Annotated in this window: 20 protein-coding genes; 13 read left to right on the top strand and 7 right to left on the bottom strand. The window is 62.1% G+C overall.

From position 1 onward, the window contains the following. Positions 1-129: 129 nt before the first annotated feature. Together PZA18_RS13950 and PZA18_RS13945 are read left to right on the top strand one after the other, a co-directional pair. Positions 130-1,092, top strand: a complete 963-nt coding sequence (locus PZA18_RS13950) for a prolyl oligopeptidase family serine peptidase (protein ID WP_284101467.1) — start codon at positions 130-132, stop codon at positions 1,090-1,092. A gap of 48 nt (positions 1,093-1,140) precedes the next feature. Then, positions 1,141-1,743 (top strand): hypothetical protein, encoded by a 603-nt coding sequence (locus PZA18_RS13945; RefSeq protein WP_284101466.1) that lies wholly within the window; start codon positions 1,141-1,143, stop codon positions 1,741-1,743. A gap of 221 nt (positions 1,744-1,964) precedes the next feature. Here the strand turns inward: PZA18_RS13945 and PZA18_RS13940 are convergent, their stop codons facing one another. The 4 genes from PZA18_RS13940 to PZA18_RS13925 form a co-directional block, all read right to left on the bottom strand. Next, positions 1,965-2,828 carry a hypothetical protein gene (locus PZA18_RS13940; protein ID WP_284101465.1) on the bottom strand — a complete coding sequence of 288 codons (864 nt, stop codon included), beginning with the start codon at positions 2,826-2,828 and terminating at the stop codon, positions 1,965-1,967. Between the two features lie 169 nt (positions 2,829-2,997). Next, a complete protein-coding gene (locus PZA18_RS13935) occupies positions 2,998-4,182 on the bottom strand; it encodes an MFS transporter (protein WP_284101464.1) in 1,185 nt (394 codons plus the stop codon). A 21-nt stretch (positions 4,183-4,203) separates the two neighbouring features. Then, positions 4,204-5,319, bottom strand: coding sequence for a 3-deoxy-7-phosphoheptulonate synthase (locus PZA18_RS13930; protein ID WP_284101463.1), 1,116 nt, complete (start codon positions 5,317-5,319; stop codon positions 4,204-4,206). Positions 5,320-5,785: 466 nt separating this feature from the next. Next, positions 5,786-7,732 carry a TonB-dependent receptor domain-containing protein gene (locus tag PZA18_RS13925; protein ID WP_284101462.1) on the bottom strand — a complete coding sequence of 649 codons (1,947 nt, stop codon included), beginning with the start codon at positions 7,730-7,732 and terminating at the stop codon, positions 5,786-5,788. A 485-nt stretch (positions 7,733-8,217) separates the two neighbouring features. On the opposite strand from PZA18_RS13925, the gene PZA18_RS13920 reads away from it, so the two are divergent. The 10 genes from PZA18_RS13920 (at position 8,218) to dhbA (ending at position 21,560) form a co-directional block, all read left to right on the top strand. Then, entirely contained in the window at positions 8,218-9,414 is a 1,197-nt protein-coding gene (locus PZA18_RS13920; protein ID WP_284101461.1) for an isochorismate synthase, read from the top strand. Beyond that, a complete protein-coding gene (locus tag PZA18_RS13915) occupies positions 9,411-11,042 on the top strand; it encodes a (2,3-dihydroxybenzoyl)adenylate synthase (protein ID WP_284101460.1) in 1,632 nt (543 codons plus the stop codon). Before PZA18_RS13920 ends, PZA18_RS13915 begins: the two co-directional genes overlap by 4 nt. A gap of 111 nt (positions 11,043-11,153) precedes the next feature. Beyond that, a complete protein-coding gene (locus PZA18_RS13910; RefSeq protein ID WP_284101459.1) occupies positions 11,154-12,020 on the top strand; it encodes an isochorismatase in 867 nt (288 codons plus the stop codon). A 2-nt stretch (positions 12,021-12,022) separates the two neighbouring features. Then, on the top strand, positions 12,023-15,937 hold the full coding sequence (locus PZA18_RS13905) for an amino acid adenylation domain-containing protein (protein WP_284101458.1): 3,915 nt from the start codon (positions 12,023-12,025) through the stop codon (positions 15,935-15,937). A gap of 98 nt (positions 15,938-16,035) precedes the next feature. Beyond that, a complete protein-coding gene (locus tag PZA18_RS13900) occupies positions 16,036-16,875 on the top strand; it encodes a siderophore-interacting protein (RefSeq protein ID WP_284101457.1) in 840 nt (279 codons plus the stop codon). Beyond that, a complete protein-coding gene (locus PZA18_RS13895; RefSeq protein WP_284101456.1) occupies positions 16,872-17,801 on the top strand; it encodes an ABC transporter substrate-binding protein in 930 nt (309 codons plus the stop codon). Before PZA18_RS13900 ends, PZA18_RS13895 begins: the two co-directional genes overlap by 4 nt. Further along, positions 17,798-18,868, top strand: coding sequence for a FecCD family ABC transporter permease (locus PZA18_RS13890; protein ID WP_284101455.1), 1,071 nt, complete (start codon positions 17,798-17,800; stop codon positions 18,866-18,868). Before PZA18_RS13895 ends, PZA18_RS13890 begins: the two co-directional genes overlap by 4 nt. Continuing rightward, positions 18,865-19,935, top strand: a complete 1,071-nt coding sequence (locus tag PZA18_RS13885; RefSeq protein WP_284101454.1) for a FecCD family ABC transporter permease — start codon at positions 18,865-18,867, stop codon at positions 19,933-19,935. Before PZA18_RS13890 ends, PZA18_RS13885 begins: the two co-directional genes overlap by 4 nt. Further along, positions 19,932-20,780, top strand: a complete 849-nt coding sequence (locus PZA18_RS13880; RefSeq protein WP_284101453.1) for an ABC transporter ATP-binding protein — start codon at positions 19,932-19,934, stop codon at positions 20,778-20,780. The genes PZA18_RS13885 and PZA18_RS13880 overlap by 4 nt, the downstream gene beginning before the upstream one ends. A gap of 15 nt (positions 20,781-20,795) precedes the next feature. Next, positions 20,796-21,560 carry a 2,3-dihydro-2,3-dihydroxybenzoate dehydrogenase gene (dhbA, locus tag PZA18_RS13875; protein ID WP_284101452.1) on the top strand — a complete coding sequence of 255 codons (765 nt, stop codon included), beginning with the start codon at positions 20,796-20,798 and terminating at the stop codon, positions 21,558-21,560. Positions 21,561-21,619: 59 nt separating this feature from the next. Here dhbA and PZA18_RS13870 read toward each other — a convergent pair whose 3' ends face one another. Further along, positions 21,620-22,384 carry a DUF1223 domain-containing protein gene (locus PZA18_RS13870; RefSeq protein WP_284101451.1) on the bottom strand — a complete coding sequence of 255 codons (765 nt, stop codon included), beginning with the start codon at positions 22,382-22,384 and terminating at the stop codon, positions 21,620-21,622. Between the two features lie 115 nt (positions 22,385-22,499). Beyond that, positions 22,500-23,129 (bottom strand): hypothetical protein, encoded by a 630-nt coding sequence (locus tag PZA18_RS13865; RefSeq protein ID WP_284101450.1) that lies wholly within the window; start codon positions 23,127-23,129, stop codon positions 22,500-22,502. Between the two features lie 209 nt (positions 23,130-23,338). Here PZA18_RS13865 and PZA18_RS13860 point away from each other — a divergent pair, with 209 nt between their 5' ends. Beyond that, on the top strand, positions 23,339-23,722 hold the full coding sequence (locus PZA18_RS13860; RefSeq protein ID WP_284101449.1) for an MAPEG family protein: 384 nt from the start codon (positions 23,339-23,341) through the stop codon (positions 23,720-23,722). A 113-nt stretch (positions 23,723-23,835) separates the two neighbouring features. Here PZA18_RS13860 and PZA18_RS13855 read toward each other — a convergent pair whose 3' ends face one another. Further along, a complete protein-coding gene (locus tag PZA18_RS13855; protein WP_284101448.1) occupies positions 23,836-24,999 on the bottom strand; it encodes a tetratricopeptide repeat protein in 1,164 nt (387 codons plus the stop codon). Positions 25,000-25,024: the final 25 nt, after the last annotated feature.

Raw genomic sequence — 25,024 nt, 5'->3', positions numbered from 1 at the left:
GTCGATTTTTGGGGCATGGCGTCGTTAGCGTTCGCTTATTTAGCTCGCTAAACTGCGCTCACCCTGCCTAGCCCTGCCCCAAAACTCGGCCCGGCGCGACCGGAAACAAAACGTCAACAGAGCCTAGCCATGACCCCCCTTGCCCATCCCGTCCTGATCAGCATGCTTGTTGCGGCCTCACTGCCGGCGCAGGCCGATTCAGCCTTCCGCTGCAGCGAATACGGGGCACCCCCGATGCAGACGGTTGAGCCGGTCACCAAGCGCCCCAAGTGCCTGCAAGGGCAAGTACTGAGCTATGACCAGGACAACATCACACGCTATGCCTGCCTGAACACCCCCAAGCAGGTGCGGGGTACGCAGGAAGGCAGCCGCAAATGGCCGCTGCTGATTTATCTGCACGGCTCCCGTACCACACCGGACAGCCTCTATCTGGAAGGTCATGAGTTGTTCGAGCTGCATAACACCTACCCACTATCGCCAGAAGCCGGTGTCGAGGGGTTTCTGATTCTGTCGCCGGAAGGCCGGCGCGCCAAGGTATGGCCATCCAGCAGCCCGACCACGGGCGAGGGCTTTCACTGGGATGAGTGGTATCGCAACCCCAAGGATAATCTGGACGTGCAGGCCATCGACCATTTTCTCGATGAAGTCATGGCCAGTGGCTGGGTAGACCCCAAACGGGTATATGTCTTTGGCTGGAGCAACGGCGCCTACATGGCCGCGCTCTATGCCAGCTGGCGCCGTGAGCGCATCGCCGCCGTCGGCCAGTATGCTGGAGCCAACCCCTGGTCGCGCCCGCCCTGCCCGGTTGCCCTGCCAGCTGACCCACCACCACCCCTGACCCTGATGCGCAATCTATGCGATGCCCTGGTGCCCTGCACCACCACCAACGACTGGATCAAGACCCAGCAAGCCAGGGGCTGGACCTTCGAATACACCAATCTCGACGCCCGTGGCCGCGCCACCCAGCGCGATGCCGCCTGCACCGCATCGTGCGGCAAAGCCAAAGGCATCGCCGAACACGTCCGCTGGCCCGGCAAGGATGTTCTCACCCGCTCATTACTGGAGTGGTTCAAGGGAAAAGCCTTGCCGTGAGGCCGGCAACGGGTGCCTTGCGGCGAGTATGTGGCTTGGAATTCTGCGATGAAATTTGTCCATCTAACCCCTCAGCCCAATATCAAACGCATCAGGCGGAGCGGTATCCGAACGGGAGACGGACGTCGCGGCAAAGGGGTATACGCCGTACCTTTGATGTTGCTGCCGCAAATATCCGGTCCTCGTGACACCCCGCTGCCGTCTGCGTCACCCCGCTCATCTGCTTCACTCTGGAAATGGCTAGCCGAAGGTGCTCATCGCCACCGCCATTTTGCGGCCATTGTGTTTGGCGATTCAGTGCAGCATTGGCCGGTTGATGTCTATATCGAACTCAACCCAGCCATTGGAACGGACTGGTTAACGAAGCTGGTCGGAGCAGATGTACGCATCACCGATGAAAATCTACGACTAGCCCGACAGGCCCATCAGCAGGGCTTCCTTGTGGACATTCAAATAACGGTTCGTGACGCTAAATCACTCGGGAGGGTTTTATATACTTTTCTTCAGCAAGGGCATAAAACCTGGTCGGTGTATGACGACACAATCGAAGTCATACTACCCAGACCCATTCCAGCATGTTTAATTGAACGGATCATTCCTTTGTATCGCACAAACAAGCAGTTCAGGCAGATGCAGCATCAAGTCCGGTAAATCACCAGCTATTTCGAAAGACACCTCCCTGAATGCCTAAATCCGCAGCCCAATGCAAATCACATAAGCACACAAAAAAGAGACCCTGGATCAAGCCCCGCCAATATTTTACTCTCAGCTAAAAAATAAAATACCAACAGAGCCCAACCAGGGTTTCTTAGGTCTTTTGGTCAGCACTGATTCAATGTTCAATAAACTACCGCCAAATAAACTCAAACATACTATTTAGGGCTGTTTTCACTTACATGCGTCGCATCTGTTGCGTACTTGAACGGTGGAACACAGAAAAAGCTGGAACGGTCATTTTGAACGCACGCCGCCCCAGCCGCAGTCGGATCTTTAGCAGGGCACTGTGGTTTAGCGTCTGCATAATACCCGTCTGGGCATCGGGTAATGACATTAATGCCCTGTTTAATTGTTTGCATTCCTTGCCTGTCACGCGCTGTCGCATAGAAATTCCAGCGCCCAAGCCCGACAAATCTATGCCCCATCACAAGCGGCGTGTGCGTGTAGCGATAGTAGTGTCTGTCTTCGCCTGATGGAATCTTCTCGAAAATATCGCCATCGACAATGGTGCCGCCAATTGCTTGATCGGGTGTGGAAGCTGTAGCCATCACAACGACGGGTCTACTCATTCCATCAGTTTCCAGGGGCACTACCACGGTGCCTGACACTGCGGGGGGAGAGGTGGACATCTCGACATCCGGCATATGGAACTGTGGGCGCGGTTTTAGCGGATCAACTACCGGGCAGCCACGAAAGTACCCAGGAACGCCTGGCCAAGGCTGCAATCCGGCATCTTTCCAAGGGGTGATGCAAGATCCAACCCCTGCTTGGCAACCGGCATAGTCCGTAGGAATCCACGACGACAAAGTGGGGCAAGGGTAGGTACCCAATACCTCAGCATTGGCCGATGTCAGCATACAAGCGCCCATCAACGCTGCCAGCATTACAGGTAATTTATTTTTCATAAGAAACCTCTTATTTAAATTGGCGATGTTTTGAATAGGCTGATCCATCGAATCAAACTCTCCGTCCTGACTGCCCCCAAACAGACCTTGCCTGGATCGTTGATTCAGATCCATTTGCACTATCTGGCGCAGCCGAGATTGATCGGCTCAAATCAGCCAAACGCATAATATACCCATAATTATGCTGAAAATACGGTCAAGACAAGCATCACTTTTTATAAAAGCATTAAAAATCAGCTGCTTATATTTGCAACATCAGAAAAACACTCACGCAATTTCATTTTTACGTCTTTGTCATTCTTCCTAAGCTTGGCAGACCCAGCACCACCAGCGTCGCCACACCAATCGCCAATATCGCCAGATTGGTCATGCCGGTGAGCTGGCCTTCAGTGTTGCTGCCAACCAGCAAGCCGGATACCAGCGCCGCCAGGGTAATGCCGAAGTCCTGCACCGTACTTTGCAGCGACATAAAACCCGCACGCTCGCCGGCAGAAGGAACCTGGCTGGTTGTGGTAGCCAGGCTGATGTTGCGGCCGGCATTGCCGCCCATGAACAGGATGAAGGGCAAGACCAGCGGCAGGCTGGTTACGCCCAGAAAGGGCACGAGACCGACTGCGAAGGCCATCAAACCGGCAATCGCCGCCGGCAATGGCCCCAGCTTGTCGGTAGTGCGGCCAGCCAGCTGCATGACGACGAGTGCGGCGATACCGCCAGCCCCATAGAACAGGCTCAGCTGTTCACGCGGCAACCCAAGATTGAGCAGAAAGTAAGCCGCAAAGGTTGGTATCACCAGAAATGCAGCGAACTGGCTGGCCGCTTGCAGCAGGCAGGCGGTGCGAACCGCCGGACGGCTCAGCAGGCTCAGCGGCGAAGGCGGAGGGGCCTCGCCGAGATGTTGGCGCAAAGAGGGCAGGATCAGCACGGCTGCCAGCCAGACAAACGCCGCCAGCGTGGCCACCACCAGAAATGGTGCTTGCCAGCCCCCCCAGCGGGCCAATTCGAGTGAAAACGGCACGCCCATGATGGCCGCCAGCGGAAAACCCATCATGACCTTCGCCATTGCCCGCCCCCGCTCTGCTGGCGGGGTTGCGTCGATGACGATGGAGAGCCCCAGCGCAACGGCCGGCCCGCCACACAGTCCGGTCAGCAGCCGGGCGGCGAGCAGGCTGTAGAAGCCTTGCGCCAAGGGGGTCAGCAGGGTGATCAGGCTGAAGGCGCCAAAGCTCGCCAGCAGGGCTAATCTGCGGTCGAATCGATCCAGCCAGCGTACCGACGCCACGCCGATCAGCATGGATGCCAGGGTATAAACCGCCATCAGCCAGCTGAGGCGGCTGGCTGGAAAGCCCAGCGCCGCGGCAAGGTCCGGCCCGAGGGGCTGGGGGAGCATGAAGTCGAGGATATAGACGAACTGCAGGCTGGCGATCAAGGGGATGATCAGACGCGGGGAAGCGGGGGTATCAGTTTTCATTGCCTCAGAACACAAGGGAGATCAGCGCAGCTGGCGCAGGGCTTGGGCGGCTTCACGCAGCATGGTTTCGGTGTCAGACCAGCTGACACAGGCATCGGTAATCGAGCAGCCATAGCGTAGTTGTGCAGGGTCGGCCAGCAGCGGCTGGTTGCCGGCTTCGATAAAGCTTTCGATCATCACGCCGACAATCGCGGCCTCACCCGCCTGCCATTGGGTAACGACGTCCTGCAGCACCTGCTTTTGTCGTGCATGGTCTTTGCTGGAGTTGCCATGCGAGCAATCAACCACAATGCTCGGTACCAACCCGGCTTTTTGCAGGGCATTGCGGGCCTGGGCAACGCTGGCGGCATCGTAATTCGGCTTGCCACCCCCGCCACGCAGCACGGCGTGTCCCAGCCGGTTGCCCTGGGTGCGGACAATTGCCACCTGCCCACTCGCATCCAGCCCCAGAAAGGAATGGGGGCGCGACGCAGCAACAATGGCATTGACGGCAGCATCGAGCCCACCATCGGTACCATTCTTGAAGCCGATCGGCATGGGCAACGCCGAGGCGATCTCGCGGTGGATCTGTGATTCGGCAGTCCGCGCGCCAATGGCGGCCCAACTCAGCAATTCGCCCAGATACTGGGGTGAGAGCGGGTCGAGTACCTCGGTGGCAGCGGGCAGGCCAAGGTCGGCGACGTCCAGCAGAAAGCGACGGGCCTCACGCATGCCGTCGGCAATGCGGCAACTCGCGTCGAGGTGCGGATCGTTGATCAGCCCCTTCCAGCCGGTACAGCTGCGTGGCTTTTCAAAGTAGACGCGCATTACCAGATACAGGCTATCCGCCAGCTCGTCCGCGAGTTGTTTCAGGCGCTGGGCGTAGTCACGCCCCGCTACCGGATCGTGAATCGAACAGGGTCCGACCACCACCATGGGGCGCGGGTCTCGACGATCCAGAATATTGCGCAGCACCCGCCGGCCATGAATCACCGTCTGCATGGCACGACTGCTGGCTGGCTGCTCCAGTCGCAGCGCCGCTGGCGAGGGCATGGGCTCGGTGTAGGCAAACGGGCATTCGGCCAGCAGATCCTCATCGGCGGGTGGGCAACTTGCCTGGCAGGCCGCTACCGGGGCGGTGGGCAGATCACGTTTCATGGTGGTTTCCTCCTGATGCGCTTGGAATCGGTTTGCAGAATTTGGCTCTGTTGACGTTTTATTTCCGGATCGCGTTTCGTCGGATTTGGGCCTGATGCAAGGCGAAAGGCGCGCCGCTTAGTGGTAAGCCACGCGATTTCCCGTCTGGGCGCACAGGCTGTAAGGCTTGCATTGCAAGCCAACAGCCTGGCAGTCAACACCGCAGCAGGCCCAAATCCGGCGAAACCCTCCGTCCCCGCAAGGAGGATGCCGTGGCTGTAAGCCGCTTTGCGGCAACAGCCACGCAAGGCCGGGTCGATTTTTGGGGCATGGCGTCGTTAGGGTTCGCTTATTTAGCTCGCAAACCGCACTCACCCTGTCTAGCCTTGCCCCAAAACTCGGCCCGGCGCGACCGGAAACAAAACGTCAACAGCGCCTAGCAAGCAGGTGCCAGCCGGTTTGGTCCGGCACCCGGTCCTGATCCCGGTCAGAACTTGTACGCCACACTTACCCGCACATCCCGGCCCGGCTCAGGCAGGCCGGCCACTTTGCCCCAACGCGGGTGATAGCCGAAGCTGCCCTGATCGTAGAACTGGCGGTCGAACAGGTTTTTCACGGTCAGGGTCAGATTCAGATTGTCCTTGCCGGTGGGCAGCCAGCGAGCATAGACATCGTGAACCTGATAACCCGGCTTGCTGCCAACCCCTTGCGGCACATGCGTCAGCTTCTCGACGTAGCGGCCAGTCCAGCCGAGTTTCAGATGCCAGGCCGAGAGGTGGTAATCAAGCTGATTGACCCAGATACGGCCCGTGGCATTGCCCAGCAACAGGGCATCACTATCGGCCAGTGGCTGATCGTTGAGCTTCGGCCGCGCATAGGAAACCCCCAGACTGGCCGACCATGGGCCTTGCAGGAAGCCCACGCTGGCGTTGTAGCCATCAACGGTCACATTGCCCATGTTGTCGCGGAAGTCGTCGTAGCCGATGTAGTGGTCGATGTTCTGGCGGAAGACGCTGCCGTTGGCACGCCAGGCTCCCGATTGCCATTGCACGGCCAGTTCGGTATTGCGGGCTTTTTCGGGGTCGATCTGACGGTCGTTGTCCTGAAACGCCTTGAGGAAGGGTTCGACGATGCCGACGCCACGCAGGGCGCGGGCATGCGTCAGCCGCATGGTCAGCCCCTCGATGGGTGCAAACGCCACGCTGGCGCTGGGCGAGAAGCCGTTCGAATCAAACGTCTGATCTTTGGCATCGGTATACGTAAAGCGGTCGTAGCGCACCCCCAGGCCAATGCTCCACTGCTCGGTCAGTGCCATATCGTCCTGCAGATACAGGCCCGTCACACCGGCCGTCTCATCCTTGATCGATTTGCCGGGCACGTTGGCGTAACCGGTATCGCGACGGTAGTCGAGACCATAGCTAAGCTTATGGTTTGCCAGCTGGCTGACATTGCCGAGGGTAAAGCCGTGGCTGCGTGTGCCATCTTTTTCTTCGTTCTTCTTACCCATGGCCAGCCGGACCGAGTTCTCGTTGTCGTAGGCGGTCAGGTGCAGCTTGATCAGATCATTACCGGCGTCGTAGCCGTAATTGAAGGTGGTCGAGGTCCGCTCGGTACGCTGGCGCTCGGTCGGGTTGAAGGGCGAAGGCAGCAGATTGGTGCGCTTGTTACGCAAGCCTTCGTCGTCATGTTTTTCATGGGCCAGCGCAAACTGGTGCGCATCAAACTTGCCGTTGAACTTAACAAAGGCCGAGTTCGCTTCGGTGGCACTATTGGCGACGTCATCGCCATTGCCATCGCGATAATTCTCGGTATCCAGCTTGGTCAGGCTGGCCACGATGCCAAATTGTTCGCCCAGACGACCAAACACCGTGGCACTGCCCTTGGTACCGGCGCTCGCATCCTGATAGCCCGCTTTCACCAGCGCGCCTACTTTCTGGCCGGGGGCCAGCAAGTCATCGGCGCTCTTGGTGGTCAGCCGCAGTGCGCCCGCCAACGCACCAGGGCCAGCCGTGGCCGCGCCGGTACCTGCCTCGATTTCCACCCGCTTTAATAATTCCGGCTCGATCATCACCTGTCCGGTGTGGTGATAAGCCGACTCTGGCTGGGCCGCGCCATCAATCGTCACCGCCAGCATGCGCTCGCCGATCCCCCGCACATACAGCTTCTGCGCCACGCCGAGGCCGCCAGCCACATTGACCTCCGGCGTCTGCTTGAAGATGTCACGCAGGCTGGTGGCCTGCTCCACGTCGATACGACTGCTGCGCACCACGGTATTGGTGTCCTTGCCACGCTTGGCGCTGACCAGCACCGGGTCGAGCTGCTCGGTTTCCTTGACAACTTCAGCTTGCGCTACCGCACTGAGTGCGAGCGCCACCGCCAGGGTGACAGGCAGGGGCAAAAGACGGGATCGGTTGGGATTCGGACGGTGGGACATGGCTATCTGCTCTCTGAGATGCCGCAAGACAGTCGCTTGCAGCGAAAAAATAAAGAAAGAACCGCTTGTTTGGTGGCATTGGTTTGTTTTTTACCGTCACGCCCACCCGGGCGATGCACCCGAATGGCGTGGGGCTGACTGCAGCATGACTTCACCGGGTTGACCTCACTCCTCCGGGCCCTGTTGACGTTTTGTTTTCGGATCGGAAACAAGACGTCAACAGAGCCCAATCCAAACCAGCGCTTTGTGGGCTGGATCAGACGCACTTGCAGCAGTCAGCGGCGCCATCTTGCCGCAAGTTGCAAATGCGAGTCAATCTCATTTGCGATTGAAAACGATTCTCATTTGATTTAGGATGCCAGCCATCGACTGCCGTCAAACAGGCAGCAATGCTAGGCACTGTTGACATGAGGCTTGCAGAACCTGAAGAAAGCCCGACGCGCCAGACACCCCACCGACAATCCTGTAGCGAAGGAAGAAAACCGATGAACGACAGACTCCGCGACACCGCAGCCTTGGCATGGCCGGTCGATCTGGTTGAGCGCTATCGGCCAGGCATGACCCTGTTTGCCTCGCCGCGCCAGACCTTGCTGACCGAGGGCGTGGAAAGCCGCTTGCCGGCGTGCGATCCAAGCCAGCTGGCACAGGCAGCCCAGGCGATGCTGGATGACGCCCGCAATCAGGGCTGGCCCCTGCCGGTACTGATGGGGGCCGTCCCCTTCGCCAGCGAAAAGCCGGCCGAACTCTATATGCCAGCCCTCGTCACCATCGGCCCCGGCACCAACCGGCCGGATGCGCCGGTCACCCGAACACCGCCACCGGCTGAACGCCAACCGGTCAGCAAGGTGCTGATGACACCCTCGCCCGCCGATTACCGCCGCAATGTGACGCTGGCACTCGAACAGATCGAGGCCCGGCAGCTGGAAAAAGTCGTGCTGTCACGCAGTCTGAGCGTCGAGGCCAGAGTAGACCTGCCGGGCCTGATGCAGCGGCTGGCAGCGCGCAACCCGCTCGGCTACACCTTCGCCATCGACCTCGGTACCAACCGGCATCTGGTTGGCGCCAGTCCGGAACTGCTGTTATCCCGCAAAGACCGGCTGGTACGTTCGCACCCACTGGCCGGTTCGGTGCCGCGTAGCGCCGATCCGGTGGAAGACCGGCAACGGGCGGCGGCGCTGCTCGAATCCGGCAAAGACCTGCATGAACACAAGCTGGTTGTCGATGCCGTTGCAGCGGGTCTACGGCCCTTCTGCCGTGAACTGGAGGTACCTGCCCGCCCCTCCCTGGTCTGCACCCAGACCATGTGGCATCTCGGCACCGAAATCCGGGGCGAACTGCACGCCTTGCGCACCAGCTCGCTCGAACTCGCCTTGGCCCTGCATCCCACGCCGGCCGTGTGTGGCCACCCCACGGCCGAAGCCCGCGACTTTATCGAAAGTGTCGAGGGTTTCGATCGGGGCTTCTTTACCGGGCTGACCGGTTGGTGCGATGCCGATGGCGATGGCGAATGGGCCGTCACCATCCGCTGTGCCGAAGTCAGTGAAAACCAGCTGACGCTCTATGCTGGCGCAGGCGTTGTCGCCGGCTCCGTTCCGGCCAGCGAACTGGCGGAGACCAGCGCCAAGCTGCGCACCATGCTCGGGGCGATGGCCCTTGAATCGGTACTGGAGGACCAATCATGAAATACGGCAAACACGCCCCCCTGCCCGGCTTTACTCCCTGGCCTGCCGAACTGGCCGAGCGGTATCACGCCGCCGGCTACTGGGCCGATGAAACCTTTGGCGCGATGCTGCGCGACCGCGCTCAGCGCCATCCTGACTGGATTGCCCTGGTCTGCGGCGATCGACGCTGGAGCTACGCCGAACTCGACCGTCGTGCCGACCAGCTGGCGGCGGGTTTCGCCCGCCTGGGCATCCGGCGGGAAGACCGGGTGGTGGTACAGCTGCCGAATATTGCCGAATTCTTTGCCGTCTGCTTCGCCCTGTTCCGCCTGGGCGCCCTGCCGGTGTTTGCCCTGCCGGCCCATCGCCGCGCCGAAGTGGGACACTTCTTCAATTTTGCCGAGGCCCGCGCCTATGTGATTGCCGATGTCGATGGCGGATTCGACTACCGCCAGCTGGCGCGCGAAGTGCAGGCGCTGGCGCCGAGCCTGCAGCATGTGGTGGTGGTGGGTGACGCCGCCGAATTCACGCCGCTGGATGCGCTCTACGATGCCCCGATCGACATTGCCGACCAGCCCGAAGCCTGCGATGTCGCCTTTCTGCAGCTATCGGGTGGCAGCACCGGCCTGCCCAAGCTGATCCCGCGCACCCACAACGACTATCTCTACAGCGTGCGCGAAAGCGCGATGATCTGTGGCCTGACCACCGACAGTGTGTATCTGTGCGCACTGCCTGTTGCCCATAACTTTCCGCTGAGCTCGCCCGGCACGCTGGGTACCTTTTATGCAGGCGGCCGCGTCGTACTGACCCGACAGGCCGCGCCCGACCACGTTTTCCCGCTGATCGAAGCCGAAGGCGTCACCATCACAGCACTGGTGCCACCTCTGGCGCTGATCTGGCTGGATGCCGCAAGCCGGCGTCAGCACGATCTTTCCAGCCTCAAGCTATTGCAGGTAGGGGGTGCCAAATTCAGCGCCGAAGCCGCCCGCCGCGTCCGCCCTACCCTCGGCTGCGCCTTGCAGCAGGTGTTCGGCATGGCTGAAGGGCTGGTGAATTACACCCGCTGCGGCGACCCGGAAGAGCTGGTGATGACCACCCAGGGCCGGCCGATTTCACCTGCCGACGAGGTGCGTGTGGTGGATGACGAAGATCGTGAGGTGACGCCGGGAGAGGTCGGTCATTTGCTGACACGCGGCCCTTACACCATTCGCGGCTATTACAAGGCAGCCCAGCACAATGCCCGTGCCTTTACCACCGATGGTTTCTATCGCACTGGCGATCTGGTGCGTCAGCTACCCTCCGGCCATATCGTGGTCGAAGGTCGCGCCAAAGACCAGATCAACCGGGGCGGTGAAAAAGTGGCCGCCGAAGAGGTTGAAAACCACTTGCTGGCGCACCCCTCGGTACACGACGCTGCCATCGTTGCCATGCCTGACAGCTTTCTTGGCGAAAAGACCTGCGCCTATCTGGTTTGCCGCGAAGACCGGCCACGCGGCATCGAACTTGCCAACTTCCTGCGTGAACGCGGGGTGGCCCAATACAAGATTCCCGACCGCTTCGAGTTTGTAGACGGCTTTCCCAAAACCGGCGTCGGCAAGGTCGATAAAAAAGCCCTGCGCGAGCGGATTGCGCAACAGCTGGCCAATTAACCTGCAATTACCCGCAATAGCCGGCCGCAGCCGGCGCAGAAAACCTACAACACCTATCACCTACTTCTGACGGACACGGCTGGCCACCCAAGGGCCAGCCCGCTAGCGACCATGACCATTCCCCGTATCGCCACTTACGCCATGCCCACCGAACTGCCCGCCAACCGTGTTGACTGGCAGCCCGACCCCCAACGTGCCGTGCTGCTGATCCACGACATGCAGCAATACTTCCTCGACTTCTATGACGTCACCGCCGAGCCGGTACCCACCCTGATCAGCCATATCCGCCGTCTGCGAGAAGTCGCCGATGCCTGCGGCATCCCGGTGGTGTACACCGCCCAGCCCGGCGAACAGAGCCTGGAACAGCGCGGGCTGCTACAGGACTGGTGGGGGCCTGGCCTGACTGCCAGACCGGAACAGGCGCCGATCGTAGCCGGCCTGACACCCCGCCCGCAGGACACGGTACTGACCAAGTGGCGTTACAGTGCCTTTGTGAAAAGCGACCTGCGCGAGCGCATGCAGGCCCAGGGGCGGGATCAGCTGATCGTCTGCGGCGTGTATGCGCATATTGGTTGCCTGATGACCCTGGCCGACGCCTTCATGCACGACATCCAGCCCTTTATGGCGGCCGATGCGCTGGCCGACTTCTCGCCCGAACAGCACCGGATGGCACTTGACTATGTATCGCAACGTTGTGGCGTCGTCCTTAGCACGCAGGCCATCTGCCAGCAGCTGAACCCCGTCGCACCGCTACCTGCCACCGTGGCCGAGTTGCGGGCCGAAGTCGCCAAGCTGCTGCAGATGCCGGCTTCCGATCTGCATCTGGATGACAATCTGCTCTACGCCGGGCTGGATTCGATCCGCCTGATGGCGCTGGTCGAGCGCTTCCGCCATGCCGGCGCCAAAGTTGCTTTTGTCGATCTGGCCGAGCGGCCGACGCTGGCGGAATGGTGGCCGCTGCTGGCGGCGGAGCAGTGAACATGAAAGCTGATCGCCCGCTGCAACGACTACCGCTGACCGCCGCGCAATATGGCATCTGGCTCGGCCAGCAGCTTGATCCGGCCAGCCCGGCCTACTGGACCGCAGAGATCATTGAGCTGAGCGGCGATCTGGATCGGTCTGCCTTCAAAGCCGCTGTTCGCGCCGTCATCCATCACAGCGATGCGTTGCATGCCCGAGTGACGCTGACAGACGGCACCCCCTGGCAAAGCACCGACCGCAGGCCCTGGTCCCTTCAAGTGATTGATTTCAGCAAGCTGGCTCACCCCGAGGCAGCGGCGCACAGCTGGATGGATGCCCGACTGGCACAACCAGCCGACCTGCAGCAGGGCCCTTTGTTTTGTACAGCGCTTATCCAGCTCGGCCCCTGTCGCTACTGGTGGTATCTGCAAGTCCATCACCTCGCTCTGGACGGGTTTGGTTATGGCCTGCTGACCCGTAGCGTGGCTGAGCACTACGCCGCCCTTACCACTGCAGCCCCCACCCCCATTTTGCGCCCGGCCACATTACAGGCCGTGGTCGCCGAAGATCAGCACTACCAGCAGTCCGGCCCCCTTGAGCGAGACCGAGACTTCTGGCAGCAACAGCTCGCCGGCGCGCCAACCCCGGTGCTGCTCGCCCCGGCCCAGCCCTTGGCGCATGGCGTACTCCGGCATCGCGGCCAGGTGGCGGCACCGCGCTTCAACCACTGGAAGAAGGCAGCCAACCATATTCCTTGTGACTGGAGTCATTGGCTGCTCGCCGCCATTGCCGGCTGGATCGCCCGCCAGACCGGGCAAACCGACCTCACGCTGGGCCTGCCTGCCATGAACCGCATGGGATCAGCCGCTCTGGCCATCCCCTGCATGGCCATGAATATCGTGCCACTGCGCCTGACCGTGAATCCGCATGAGTCAATCCGATCACTGGCGCAGCAAGTGGCAAACCTGATGCGGCAGATCAGGCTGCATCAACGCTATCGCTATGAATGGCTACGGCAGGATCTGGGACTGACAGGCAGTACGCAACGCCTGTTTGGGGCGGTACTGAACCTCATGCCGTTTGATCGCCCCCTGGAATTCGGCGCGCTGTCCGCCCGAGTCCTGCCGGTTTCTGCCGGGCCGGTTGAAGATCTGGCAATCAGCATGGCGCCGTCACCGGAGGGATTACGCCTGGACCTTGAAGCCAACCCATCGGCTTACCGCCCGGAACAGTTGGTCGCCTTGCACGCCTCCTTGCTATCGGCCCTCGAAGCCTTTGCCGACCAGCCAGAGGCGCCGATGGCAACATTGCTACCCGCGCCAACCCTCCCCCGCGCACAGCTCCACGGCCCGGCACTGACCGCCCCCCCCACAGCGGTGATAGACGCCCTGCGCCAGCAGGCCGCCACGCGCCCGGACCAGATCGCCCTGGAGCACGACGGCAAGGCCCTGAGCTACCAACAACTCCTGGTTGCCGTGCAAAGTCTGGCCGGCCAGCTGGCCGCACGCGGGGTCGGCGGCGATAGCCGGGTCGCCTTGCTGCTGCCACGCACCAGCCAGACCGTGGTGGCCTTGCTGGCCGTGTTGTGGGCCGGTGCTGCCTATCTGCCGCTCGACCCGAACGGCCCCGCCAGCCGGATTGCCGACGTCCTGGCCGACGCCCGCCCTCAGCTGGTGCTGACCGTGACCGAACACGCAGCACTGGCCAGCCCGCTGCCAACGCTCTATCTGGATGCCCCATCGTTACAGACGGTGCCGGCGCTGGCAGAGCCGGTGGCGATACCCGCTGACGGCCTCGCCTACATCATCTACACCTCTGGCACCACCGGCCGCCCCAATGGCGTGCTGATCAGCCACGCTGCGCTGGCCCATTTTGTGGCCAGTGCCAGCCAACGCTATGCCGCGAGCCCCACCGACCGCATCCTGCAATTTGCGCCGCTGCATTTCGACGCCAGTGTCGAAGAGATCTTTGTCGCCCTTTGCAATGGCGCGACCCTGGTCCTGCGCAACGACGCCATGCTCGAATCGCTGCCGCAGTTTGTCGCGACCTGTGCAGACTGGCGCATCAGCGTGCTCGATCTGCCGACGGCGTTCTGGCACGAGCTGGCGTTCTATCTGGAGTCCAGCCAGTCCCCACTGCCCACCAGCCTGCGGCTCGTCATCATCGGCGGCGAAGCCGCACTGGCCGAACGTGTGCGTAGCTGGCGGCAGTCGGCACCGGCGACGGTCCGGCTGCTCAACACCTACGGCCCGACCGAAGCGACAGTGATTGCCACTACCGCCGAACTGGCTGGGCCAGAGGCCCTGGACTGGGACGGCGATAGCGTGCCGATCGGCACACCACTGCCCGGCGTCAGCGCCGTGGTGGTAGATGCCCAGCTCAACCCCGTCGCCCCCGGCGAGGCAGGCGAGCTGTGCCTGGTCGGCGGTGCGCTGGCGCTGGGCTATTTTGAGCGGGAAGACGTCACCCAGCGCCGTTTTGTCAGCCTGCACACGCTGCCCGACCAGCCACGCGCGTATCGCACTGGCGACCGGGCCCTGCTGGCTGCCGATGGTCAGTTACGCTATCTGGGCCGGCTCGACGACGAGTTCAAGATCAGTGGCTATCGCATCGACCCGGCGGAAGTCGAAACCGCACTGCTGGCCTGGCCCGGCGTGCGCGAAGCCGCCGTAGTCGGCCAGCTGCTGGCGCATGGCAACAAGCGCTTGCTGGCATTCCTGGTCGTTGAGACTGCGCTGCCCCCCTTGGCCGAGCTGCGGGCCTTTCTGGCGGAACGCCTGCCGGCACCCGCCCTGCCGGGTGTCTACACGGCGGTCGAGCGGCTGCCGCGCAACGCCAACGGCAAAATCGACCGCCACGCCCTGCGCCTGTTGCCCTTGGCGGACACCAGCGCCGAGGTCGTCGCCACCGAGCTGGAGCAACAGGTCATGGCCGTCTGGAACGAGGTGCTGGGTTTCTCCCAGCTCAGCCCGGCGTCGGACTTCTTTATGCTGGGCGGCAAATCGCTACAGGCCATCCAGCTCGCCAACCGGCTTGCGATGGCGCTGGAGCGGGAAGTCACCGCCTCGATGCTGTTCCGTCACCCCACCGTGGCCGCACTGGCCGCGGCATTGCAACAAGCGCCACGGCGCCTTACGCAGCCCTCTGGTAGCGCCCAGGCATTCGACCCGCTGCTGACCATCCAGACGGGTACCGGGCGGCCGCTGTTCTGCGTCCATCCGACCGAAGGACTGGGCTGGGCCTATTTCGCCCTGACCCGCCACCTGCCCGATCTGCCCATGTACGCCTTGCAGGCACGCGGCCTGACCGAGACGCAGCCCGCCTGTTTCGAGGAAATGGTCAGCGACTACGTGGCCCAGATACGCGCTGTGCAGCCACAGGGACCCTATCGGCTGTTGGGCTGGTCGTCAGGTGGCGGTACGGCCCATGCCATGGCGGCCGAACTGCAAGCGGCAGGTGAACAAGTAGAACTGCTGGCCCTGCTCGATAGCTATCCGTCCAGCGCGTTTGGCAATATGCCCGAGCCCACCGAGCGCGATGCCCTGCAAGCCATGCTGGACCTGACTGACCGGCCGACGCAGCCCGATGACCCGGAATTCAGCGTGGCCGAAATCCTGCAGCGTCTGCGCGGGGAAGGCAGCCCACTGCGCGGCCTGCCGCCGCAGCAGCTGACTCGTCTGACCGCAACCGCCCTGCACACCATGCGCTTGTATCGGCAAGGGCAAACCCGTCGGTATCGGGGAAGCATGTTGCTGTTCCGTGCCTCACGCCGAACGGCACAGGCGCCAGACTGGCAAAGCTGGCAGCCACTGGTAGATGGCGAGATCTGCGTGATCCCGGTCGAAGCCGGGCACTCCACACTGCTGACTACCGAACCATTGGCCGTGATTTGTGCAGCATTACGACAAAACCTCGATGAAAAAGTAGGTCTATAGGCCGATTAACAGCATAAAACGCCGGCGCGGCAGCCAGAATCTGTTACATTCGGCAGCCCGCCTGCATGACATCTCCCGATTCCAAGGATTTTTGCACCATGAGTACGCCAACGCGAACACCTCCCCGTTTATTGAGAGTGCGTCGCATTACGGATTTAACCCCGCATATGCGCCGCATCACGCTGGCGGGCGATGCCCTGGCCGGTTTTCCAACCGGAACCGAAGGCTGGCATATCAAACTGATGCTGCCGCAAGCCCACCAGACCGAGCCGGTATTGCCCACACTGGGCCCGGATGGCCCGATCTGGCCACCGGCCGATCAGCGCCCCATCACCCGCACCTACACCGTCGCAGCCTATGATCCCGTTGCGGGCGAGCTGGACGTCGAGTTCGTCATGCATGGCGATAACGGCCCGGCTTCCAGCTGGGCTTTGCATGCCCAGCCGGGCACCGCCATTGGCGTGGCCGGCCCGGCAGCGCCGGCCTTGTTCCAACCACAGGCCGACTGGTTTTTACTGATCGGCGACCCCAGCGCCCTGCCGCTGATCAAGGCCGTACTCGGCCAACTGCCGGCTTCGGCGCAAGGCACGGTGCTGATCGAAGTCCCCGACACCACAGAGATTCAACCCCTGCCCGCCCCGAGCGGCATGCCAGTACGCTGGTTATCGCGTGAAGGGCGTCCGGCCGGAGAAAGCCGTCAGCTGCTGGCGGCCGTGCAGGCGCTCGACTGGCCAGCCACGCCATCGGTCACACTGGCTGGAGAGAACAGCCAGGTGGTAGCGATTCGCGACTGGCTGATCCAGAGTCGGGCCGTACCCCGCCGCATGCTGTATGCGGTGCCTTACTGGAAAGATCAGCAAACCGAAGAGGCCTATCACCAGGAACGCCACCGCATCATGGATGAACTGGAAGCCCTGGCCGAGGAGGAAGCCGCATGAGCCTGCGCTTGCTGCAACGTAGCCGACGCCAGCTGGTAATGGTTGCCCTGGCGCTGCTGACCGGCACCGCCGGAGCCGGCAACCACACTGTAACCGACGCTCTGGGCCGCTCGCTGAGCGTGCCAGATCAGCCGAAGCGGGTGCTGGCACTCTCAGAACTGGATCTGGACGCCTTGCTGGCACTGCAACAGAAGCCGGTCGGCACTACCAATGGCCGGGGGCAGGATGGCCCACCGCGTTATCTGGGAACCGCCGCTCAGGGCATCAGCAGCGTTGGCGCATTTGCCAGCCCGGTGCTGGACCGCGTGATAGCCGCCCGGCCGGACCTGATCCTGGCTGGCGGCCAACCCGACCCGGCGCTTCTGTCGCAGCTTGGCAAGATTGCGCCCACCGTGGTCAGCTACCAACTCGGCGAAGACTGGCAAACCGCCCTGCGCCGCATCGCCAGTCTTGTCGGCCAGGGCGCGCAGAGCGAAGGGGTGATTGCCCACTACCAGCAGCGGCTGGCACAAACCAGGCAGCGGCTGGGCCATAGCAAAGGGGCGAACGTCAGCGTGGTGCGCTGGAATCCGCAAGGGCCGGCCTACATGCTGAAAGATGCGTTTGCCAGCCGCGTACTGGCTGATCTGGGCCTGCAACGGCCCGCCGGCCAGCAACAGCCCGGCATTGCCCATTCGCCCCCATTAAGCCTTGAGGCGCTGAACCGCATTGATGGCGACTGGCTGTTCGTTGGCACCCTCAGCGCCAAAGGCCAGGCCAGCGATGCGCTGGCCGCCGCCCGTCAGACCCCGGCTTTCCAGCAGTTGCAGGTTTTCAAGAAAAACCGGGTGGTGGAAGTGGATGGCTCGCTCTGGACCGGCCTGGGTGGGCCGCTGGCGGCGCTGGCTGTGCTGGCTGACGTCGAAAAGGCCCTGGGCAAGCCATGACCCATCCACCCGCCTGGCTGACCGGCCGCCCCGCTGACGCAACCACGGCCCCTTCCGGTCTGCGTCGTGGCGCCTGGGCGCTGGCCCTGATCAGCCTGCCGATGCTGGCGTTGGCGTCGTTGCTGCTGGGGGGCGGTGATTATTCAGCGCTCGACAGCCTGGGGGGCCTGCTTGGTCTAGCCCCGGCCGAGCATCGTGAGGCACTGCATACGGTGTTGCTGACCCTGCGCCTGCCGCGCACCCTGGCGGCACTGCTGGTGGGTTCTGCGCTCGGGGTGGCCGGCATGCTGATGCAGACCGTCACCCGCAATCACCTGGCCGAACCCGGCCTGCTGGGCATCAATGCCGGCGCGGCGCTCGGCGTGGTGATCGGCATGGTATGGATGGATGCCAGCAGCGGCGTCGCCCTGCTCGGCTGGGCCGGACTGGGCGCGCTGGCCGGCAATGTCTGCGTGATGATGGCCGCCCACAACAAGGGCCGTATCAGCTCGCCCTTGCGGCTGGTTCTGGCCGGCGCGGCACTCGGCGCCACCTTTCACGGTCTGACCTCGGCCATCCTGCTTAGTCATCAGGCCGGCTACGATCAGTATCGGTTCTGGTTGCTGGGCTCACTTTCCGGCATCCGGCTCGACACGGTGCTGCAATGCGCACCGCTGGTGATTCTGGCCTTGATGGCTGCACTGTTATTGACCCGCCCGCTATCCGCCCTGCGCCTGGGTGACGATCTGGCGCGTGGCCTTGGCCACCGCCCCGGCCGCCTGCGTCTGCTCATTGCCGTGACCGTCACCGCACTCGCCGGCAGCGCGGTCGCACTGGCTGGCCCCATTGCTTTTCTGGGCCTGCTGGCCCCTTTTCTTGGTCGCAAACTGGCCAGCAATGCCCTGTCTCAGCAGCTGCTGACCTCGGCCTGGCTGGGCGCCAGCCTGCTGCTGCTGGCCGACATCGGCGCCCGGCTGGTGATCCGCCCGTTTGAAACACCCGCCAGTGTGATGACCGCGCTGCTTGGCGCACCGCTGCTGATCTGGCTGGCCCGGCAGGCCCCCAGTCAGCCGAAAGGCGCCGCATGAACGCCCCACTGCCCCTTGTGCCACGCGCGCTCGAAGCCGGCACACTTGGCTTGCGCTGGGGACCATTTTCCCTATTGATAGCCTGGCGTCCCCTGCTGACCGGACTCCTTCTGCTGCTGGCACTGGCTGGCGCTATCGCACTGGCATTGCTGGCGGGGGATACCTGGTTCACCCCGGCCGACCTGTGGGCCGTGCTGAGCGGCCGGGCCAGCCCCGACCAGCAACTGCTGATGATCGAATTCCGCCTGCCACGCATCCTTGTCGGCCTGCTGGCCGGTGCCGCCCTCGGGCTGGCCGGGTGCCTGACGCAGGCACTCAGTCGTAACCGGTTGGCGGTGCCCGATGTACTGGGCGTATCGGATGGCGCCACGCTGGGCGCCGTTGTCGGGCTGATCGCCAGCACCAGCGGCATGCTCGGCCCCTGGTGGACCGGCCCGCTCGGCGCCCTGGTCGCCATCGTGCTACTCCTGCTGGCCGCTGGCCGCCATGCCGGGCGGGGAGAGCAGATTCTGGTCGTCGGGCTGGCCATTGCCGCCCTGCTGCGCGCATTCGTCGAATTGCTGTTGTCGCGACAGGATCTGACCCATGCCGGCGCGCTATACAACTGGAGCACCGGCAGCCTGAGCGGTCGCGGCCTGGATGCGGCGCTGCCATTGACCATCGGCCTGGCCTGCCTGTTTCTGCCGACACTGCTCCTGTTGCGGCAACTCAACCTGCTGCGGCTTGATCCCGACATCGCCCGCACGCTGGGCGTCAATCTGCAACGCACACGACTGCTTGCCTTGCTGATTGCTGTTCTGCTGGCGGGTCTGGCGGTCGGGCTGTGTGGCCCGATTGCCTTTGTTGCCCTGGCTGCACCGTGGCTGGCATCCCGCCTGGCCGGCGGTGGGCGACTGGCCTTGCTTGGCTCCGCCCTGACCGGCGCCTTGCTGATCGTACTGGCCGATACCGGCGGTCGCATCCTGCTGGCCGGCAACGAGCTGCCTGCCGGCGTGGTCTGCAACTTGCTGGGCGGGCCATTCCTGCTGTGGCTGTTATTCAATGAACGCGAGGGAGAAGCCCGATGAGCCGCCTGATCGTTGACCAATTGCACGCGACCCACGGCCAGCGCCCTGTGCTGCGGGGGATCAGTCTAAGTGTCGAACCAGGACAGATCGCCGTGATCGTCGGTCCCAACGGCTGCGGCAAATCCACCCTGTTACGCAGCATTGCGCGCCTGCACGCGCCAAACCAGGGTACGGTCAAAGTGGATGGCGCAGACATCTGGCAGCTACGGCCGCGCCATGTGGCACGTCGGCTGGCGCTGCTGCCGCAAGCTCCGCAGGCACCCGAAGGCATGACCGTGGCGGCGCTGATCCGTCATGGCCGGCATCCTTATCAAAGCCTGTTCAGCCAATGGTCAGCCGCCGATGAGCGCGCCGTAACGCTGGCAATGGAAGCCACCGGCGTTGCCGACCTCGCCCAGCGCCGGCTCGATGAATTGTCGGGCGGCCAGCGCCAGCGTTGCTGGCTGGCCATGTCGCTGGCGCAGGAAACGCCGCTGCTGTTGCTGGACGAGCCAACCAGCGCGCTCGACCTTGGCCATCAGGTGGAAGTGCTTGACCAGATCCGCCTGCTGGCGGCAAGCGGTCGCAGCGTGGTCATGGTCTTGCATGACCTCGCCGCCGCCGCCCGCTACGCCGACGTCTTGATCGCCATGCGCGATGGCCACCTGTTGGCCGCCGGCGCACCGCGAGACATCGTGACCCCGGCGCTGGTCAAGCGCCTGTACGACATTGAAGCCACCGTCTTGAAGGCGCCCGGCGACGGCGCCCCGGTAGTGGTACCCCTGGAAGGGGGCCAGCTCCGCCCCGGCGCGGTACTGAGCCAGTCGCTTCACGTTTCCAGTGGCAATCCCAATCTTTACTCCTGAGTCATCCGCTTATTTATGGAATTTGCACATCAGATCGTCGTAGTCACCGGCGCGGCCCAGGGCATTGGCGCCGCCGTCGCTAAAACCTTGGCGACACAAGGCGCAAGCGTGGTCGGCCTGGACCATCAACCCGGCATCGTCGAACAGGCACGTCAGTGGGGCCCCTCGACCACCGGTCTTTGCGTGGACCTGCGCGACGGAGCGCAGATCGACGCCGCCATTGCCCATATCGAAGACGACATCGGCCCGATTGATGTTCTGGTGAATGTGGCTGGAGTGCTGCGGATGAGCCCGGTGGTCGAGCTGAGCGATGAAGACTGGGAACAGACCTTTGCCGTGAATACGCTGGCCGTATTCCGCCTGTGCCGGGCCGTGGCACGTCGCATGCAGCCTCGTCGCCGTGGCTGCATCATCACCGTCGGCTCGAACGCCAGCCGGGTCCCCCGCCAACAGATGGCGGCGTATGCCGCATCGAAGGCCGCAAGCGCCCATTTCACCCGTTGTCTGGCGCTGGAGCTTGCCCCCTTCGGCATCCGCTGCAATGTGGTGGCGCCCGGTTCAACCGACACCGCCATGCAGCGCCAGCTCTGGACCCAGCCCGACAGCCTTGATGGCATCCTGCGTGGCTCCGCCGAGCATTACCGCGTCGGCATCCCGCTGGGGCGCATCGCCGACCCGGCCGACATCGCCGAAACGGTTTGCTTCCTGGCCTCGGATCGCGCCCGCCACATCACCATGCAGGAGCTGGTGGTAGACGGCGGCGCCACGCTAGGTGCCTGAGCCAACGTCAACCGACATTGCAGCCTCTATAGAGACAGGGCGCAGGCCCTTGCTGCGACTCACTGGCAGGCCACTGACAGGGCCTGCAACACCTGACCACTGGTTGAATGTTCAACCCAGACCGCGACGCCGCTATTCATCAAGCGCTGCCCCACACCCAGCGGCAATATGCCCGTCATCTGCAAACGCCCACCCGCATCCAGCTGCCAAGGCCCTAACAGCCCCCGGACGACGGCATCGTGCCGCAGCACCGTGCCGGCGTTTTCGCCCGCTTGCACCCGGCTTTCCAGACCGTTCTCATACAGTGCCGCATACACCTTGCCGGCAGACACCGCCGCAAGGGGCTTGACCTCAACCGCGACAGCAAGCCCCTTTTCAGCGACGTTCAAACTCAAGCGAATGGACATTGGCGCGGTAGCCGGTTGTGCCAGCTGCTTCTGCAACAGACGCTCCGCCACCATCGCGACGTCCCGGCCGTTGAGGACAAACTGCGGCGTATACACGGTGCGCACGCCCGCCTGCCGGGCACGCTGATATTGCCGCTGCGACCAGCGCGGGCTGGCAAAACGATCGGTCCAGCCGAGGTAATCCCAGTAATCGACATGGAATGCCAGTGCCACCAGCGATGGATCTGCCTTGTTCAATAAGCCGGAAAGTGCCTGGTCTGCGGGAGGGCAGCTGCTGCAACCTTCCGAGGTATACAACTCCAGTAGACTGGCTTGGTGTGGGCCAGACAGGCGATCTTGGTGCCGGCATCCCTCGGCAGCCATCGCCAATACCGATACCTGCGCAATCAGCCCCGCCAGCAAAATGGCAAGCCGCATGAATGTCTCCCAATGGTTTCTGGCAAATTCGCCATGCTCCTTGGTCGCACATCCCTCGTCGATATAACAGTCAGCCGTTGGCCCCAAGCCGGGACGAGATCTGATTGCCTCCGCGCTATCGGGCTTCTGCCAGCAGCCTTTTCATCAACAGATCGGCTGACAATTCCTGGCTATCTTCAAAATACATTTCCTCCAAATCGGCTATTTCAATTTTTGCGAATCTGGGGAAATGCATATAAAAATAATCCTGTTCGACATCGAGCAGAATGCACCGACTGGCATGAAGAAATTTATCCCTTACAAAACACCTGAGCGCAGATGATTCGTAAAAAAGCCGGCTCATTGCAGAAGTCGCTGCGGTTAGCGATAAAAATCCATATTCTTCTCCGACATTAATTGTCGTCCAGACACAACCAAGACTGACAAACTCCGAATCGTTATCCAACCTAAAATCATGTTTATTAAAATCATTCTGCAAAATACGGGAGAACGGTATTTTAAGTGCCAGGCAGAGGTGATTCCCATAGCAATGCAGGGCCTTCCCCATACCAGTAAAGCCCAGTCTTGCGCTGCCGACCTGCTCCGACGTGGCGATTCTTTTGCTGAAACTCACCGCCGCCCGCCACGGAATAATCAGCCTCAACCCCTCGCCAGACTCTTCATCGACCGCCGAAATCAGCGATTGCAAAACATTCTCTACCTTATTGGCATCAAATCCGATTACATAAGAAAAGTTGAAGCCCATAGCCTCAATTCCTTACCCGGCCATTTCGATTATCTTAAAATTGAACCCCGCATCACACACGGCAAACCATATTCACGGCAATCCATTTGTATCATCAGCGACATTCTCGTCTGAATCACCGTTTTTGACGCTGATATCAGCCCATAGGGTAGCGGCAAGCGGGGCAATCCATTAGGCTCTCATGACCTCAAACAAACAGGAGCTTGTGGATGGCTATTACTTATATTTGCGTCATCATTGCCATATTCTTGCCGCTTGTCTGGATCGCCTGCGCGAAGGCCACCATGCGCTATGACAACCATGCGCCACGGGCCCAGCAAGCACAGCTCACCGGCTGGCGGGCGCGGGCCAACTGGGCGCAGCAGAATGCCCATGAAGCCCTGCCGCCATTTATTGCCGGCGTGGTGATTGCCACCCAAGCCGGCGTGCCGCACGAGGCCATCAACCAGCTTTCGCTTGTTTTCATCATCTGCCGAATTTTGCACGGTATCTGTTATCTGAAGGACTGGGCCTGGCAGCGCTCACTGGCCTGGCTGGTCGCCGTCGCCTGTGTGGTTGGCCTGCTGGGGATGGCAATTCGCCAAGCGGCCTGACCTCCCCGCACAGCCAGGCACCTATTCCAGCGGCGCATCCAAAACAAACGGCCCTCCAGCAGAGGGCCGTTTTGTTGGCGAAGCAGCGAATCGAGCGGGATAACGGTACCGGCTCAGCGCTTTCCCAGTAGCGTCAGCTGCTGAATCAACCGGCGACCACTCGGGTTTTGCGGATCGAGCATGCCTTTGCTTTGCAGTAGATCGGTCGCCAGTTTCGACAAGCCCTGCGCATCCTTGGCGTTACCTGACAACAAGGCATCTGCATAGGCAGCCGACATTGAGCCAGGGTCAAGCCTCCGAGCAATCTCCATGCTGCGCTTGGCCACTTCTTTGTCACCCTTGAGTGCAGCCACCACGGCCAGCCCTCCGTGCGCCTCCGAGAAGGCGCGACTGGCTTCCACCGCATGCCGGTAGGCCGCTTCCGCTTCTTCCAGATGATTCTGCATGACCAGGCACCAGCCCAGCGTTACCCATGTTCCGGAGTGCTCCGGCATCGCCTCGGTAGCACGGCGCAGGCATTCCGTCGCATCGGGCAGGCGTTGGGACAGCAGCATGATAATGCCCATGCCAAGCCAGCTGCGGCCATCGCGCGCGTTGATGCTCAACACCTGCTGATACGCTGCGGCGGCAGCCTCGAAATTTTCTTCGTTAAGATCGACGGTGCCGATCGCAATCAGCGCTTCAATACGGTTCGGGTCTCGCCGCAGTGCCGCTGTCGCCAGCTCACGGGCTTCCTTGAACTGGTTCTGGTCCACACACACCAGCGCAGCCAGCCCCAGGGCGTCCACGTCTTCGGGATACTGAGCAAGGTGGGCATGCAGTAGCTCCTGCGCTGCGGGCAATTCGCCCATATGGTGCAGGCAGCGGCCTTCCAGAGGAATGGCGGCGGGCACTTGCCGTGCTTCCGGGTAGCTGGTCAGGGTTTGGCGCGTATCGGCAAAGCGCCGTTGCACAAACTGGCAATACGCAAGGTTGTAGGCCACGCCTGGCTCACGTACCCCGGCGGCGATCAAACCGGTCAATAGCTTCTCGGCATCGGCGAATTCGCGTTTGATCATGGCTAGTGTCGCTAGCCGGAACAGCAGCGAGGGCTCGCCCGGCTCTGCCTGCAGGGCCAGATCAAGCTTGATGCGGGCGGCATCCAGTTCCCGCAAATCCAGCAGCAGATCAATTTCTTCGTCACGCAAGTGGCGATTGGCAGGATCGACCTGCATATAGCCTCTCACCTTCTCCAGCCTTTGCCAGCGCGGATCTTCCAGATTTGGGGACGGGTTCACATTGATCCTTTCTTCAGATACCTAC

Origin of the sequence: Parachitinimonas caeni (assembly GCF_030129945.1) — a bacterium.
Lineage (GTDB): Bacteria > Pseudomonadota > Gammaproteobacteria > Burkholderiales > Chitinimonadaceae > Parachitinimonas > Parachitinimonas caeni.
The sequence above is the reverse complement of the archived record's forward strand: the minus strand, read 5'-3'. Positions and strand labels throughout refer to the sequence as shown.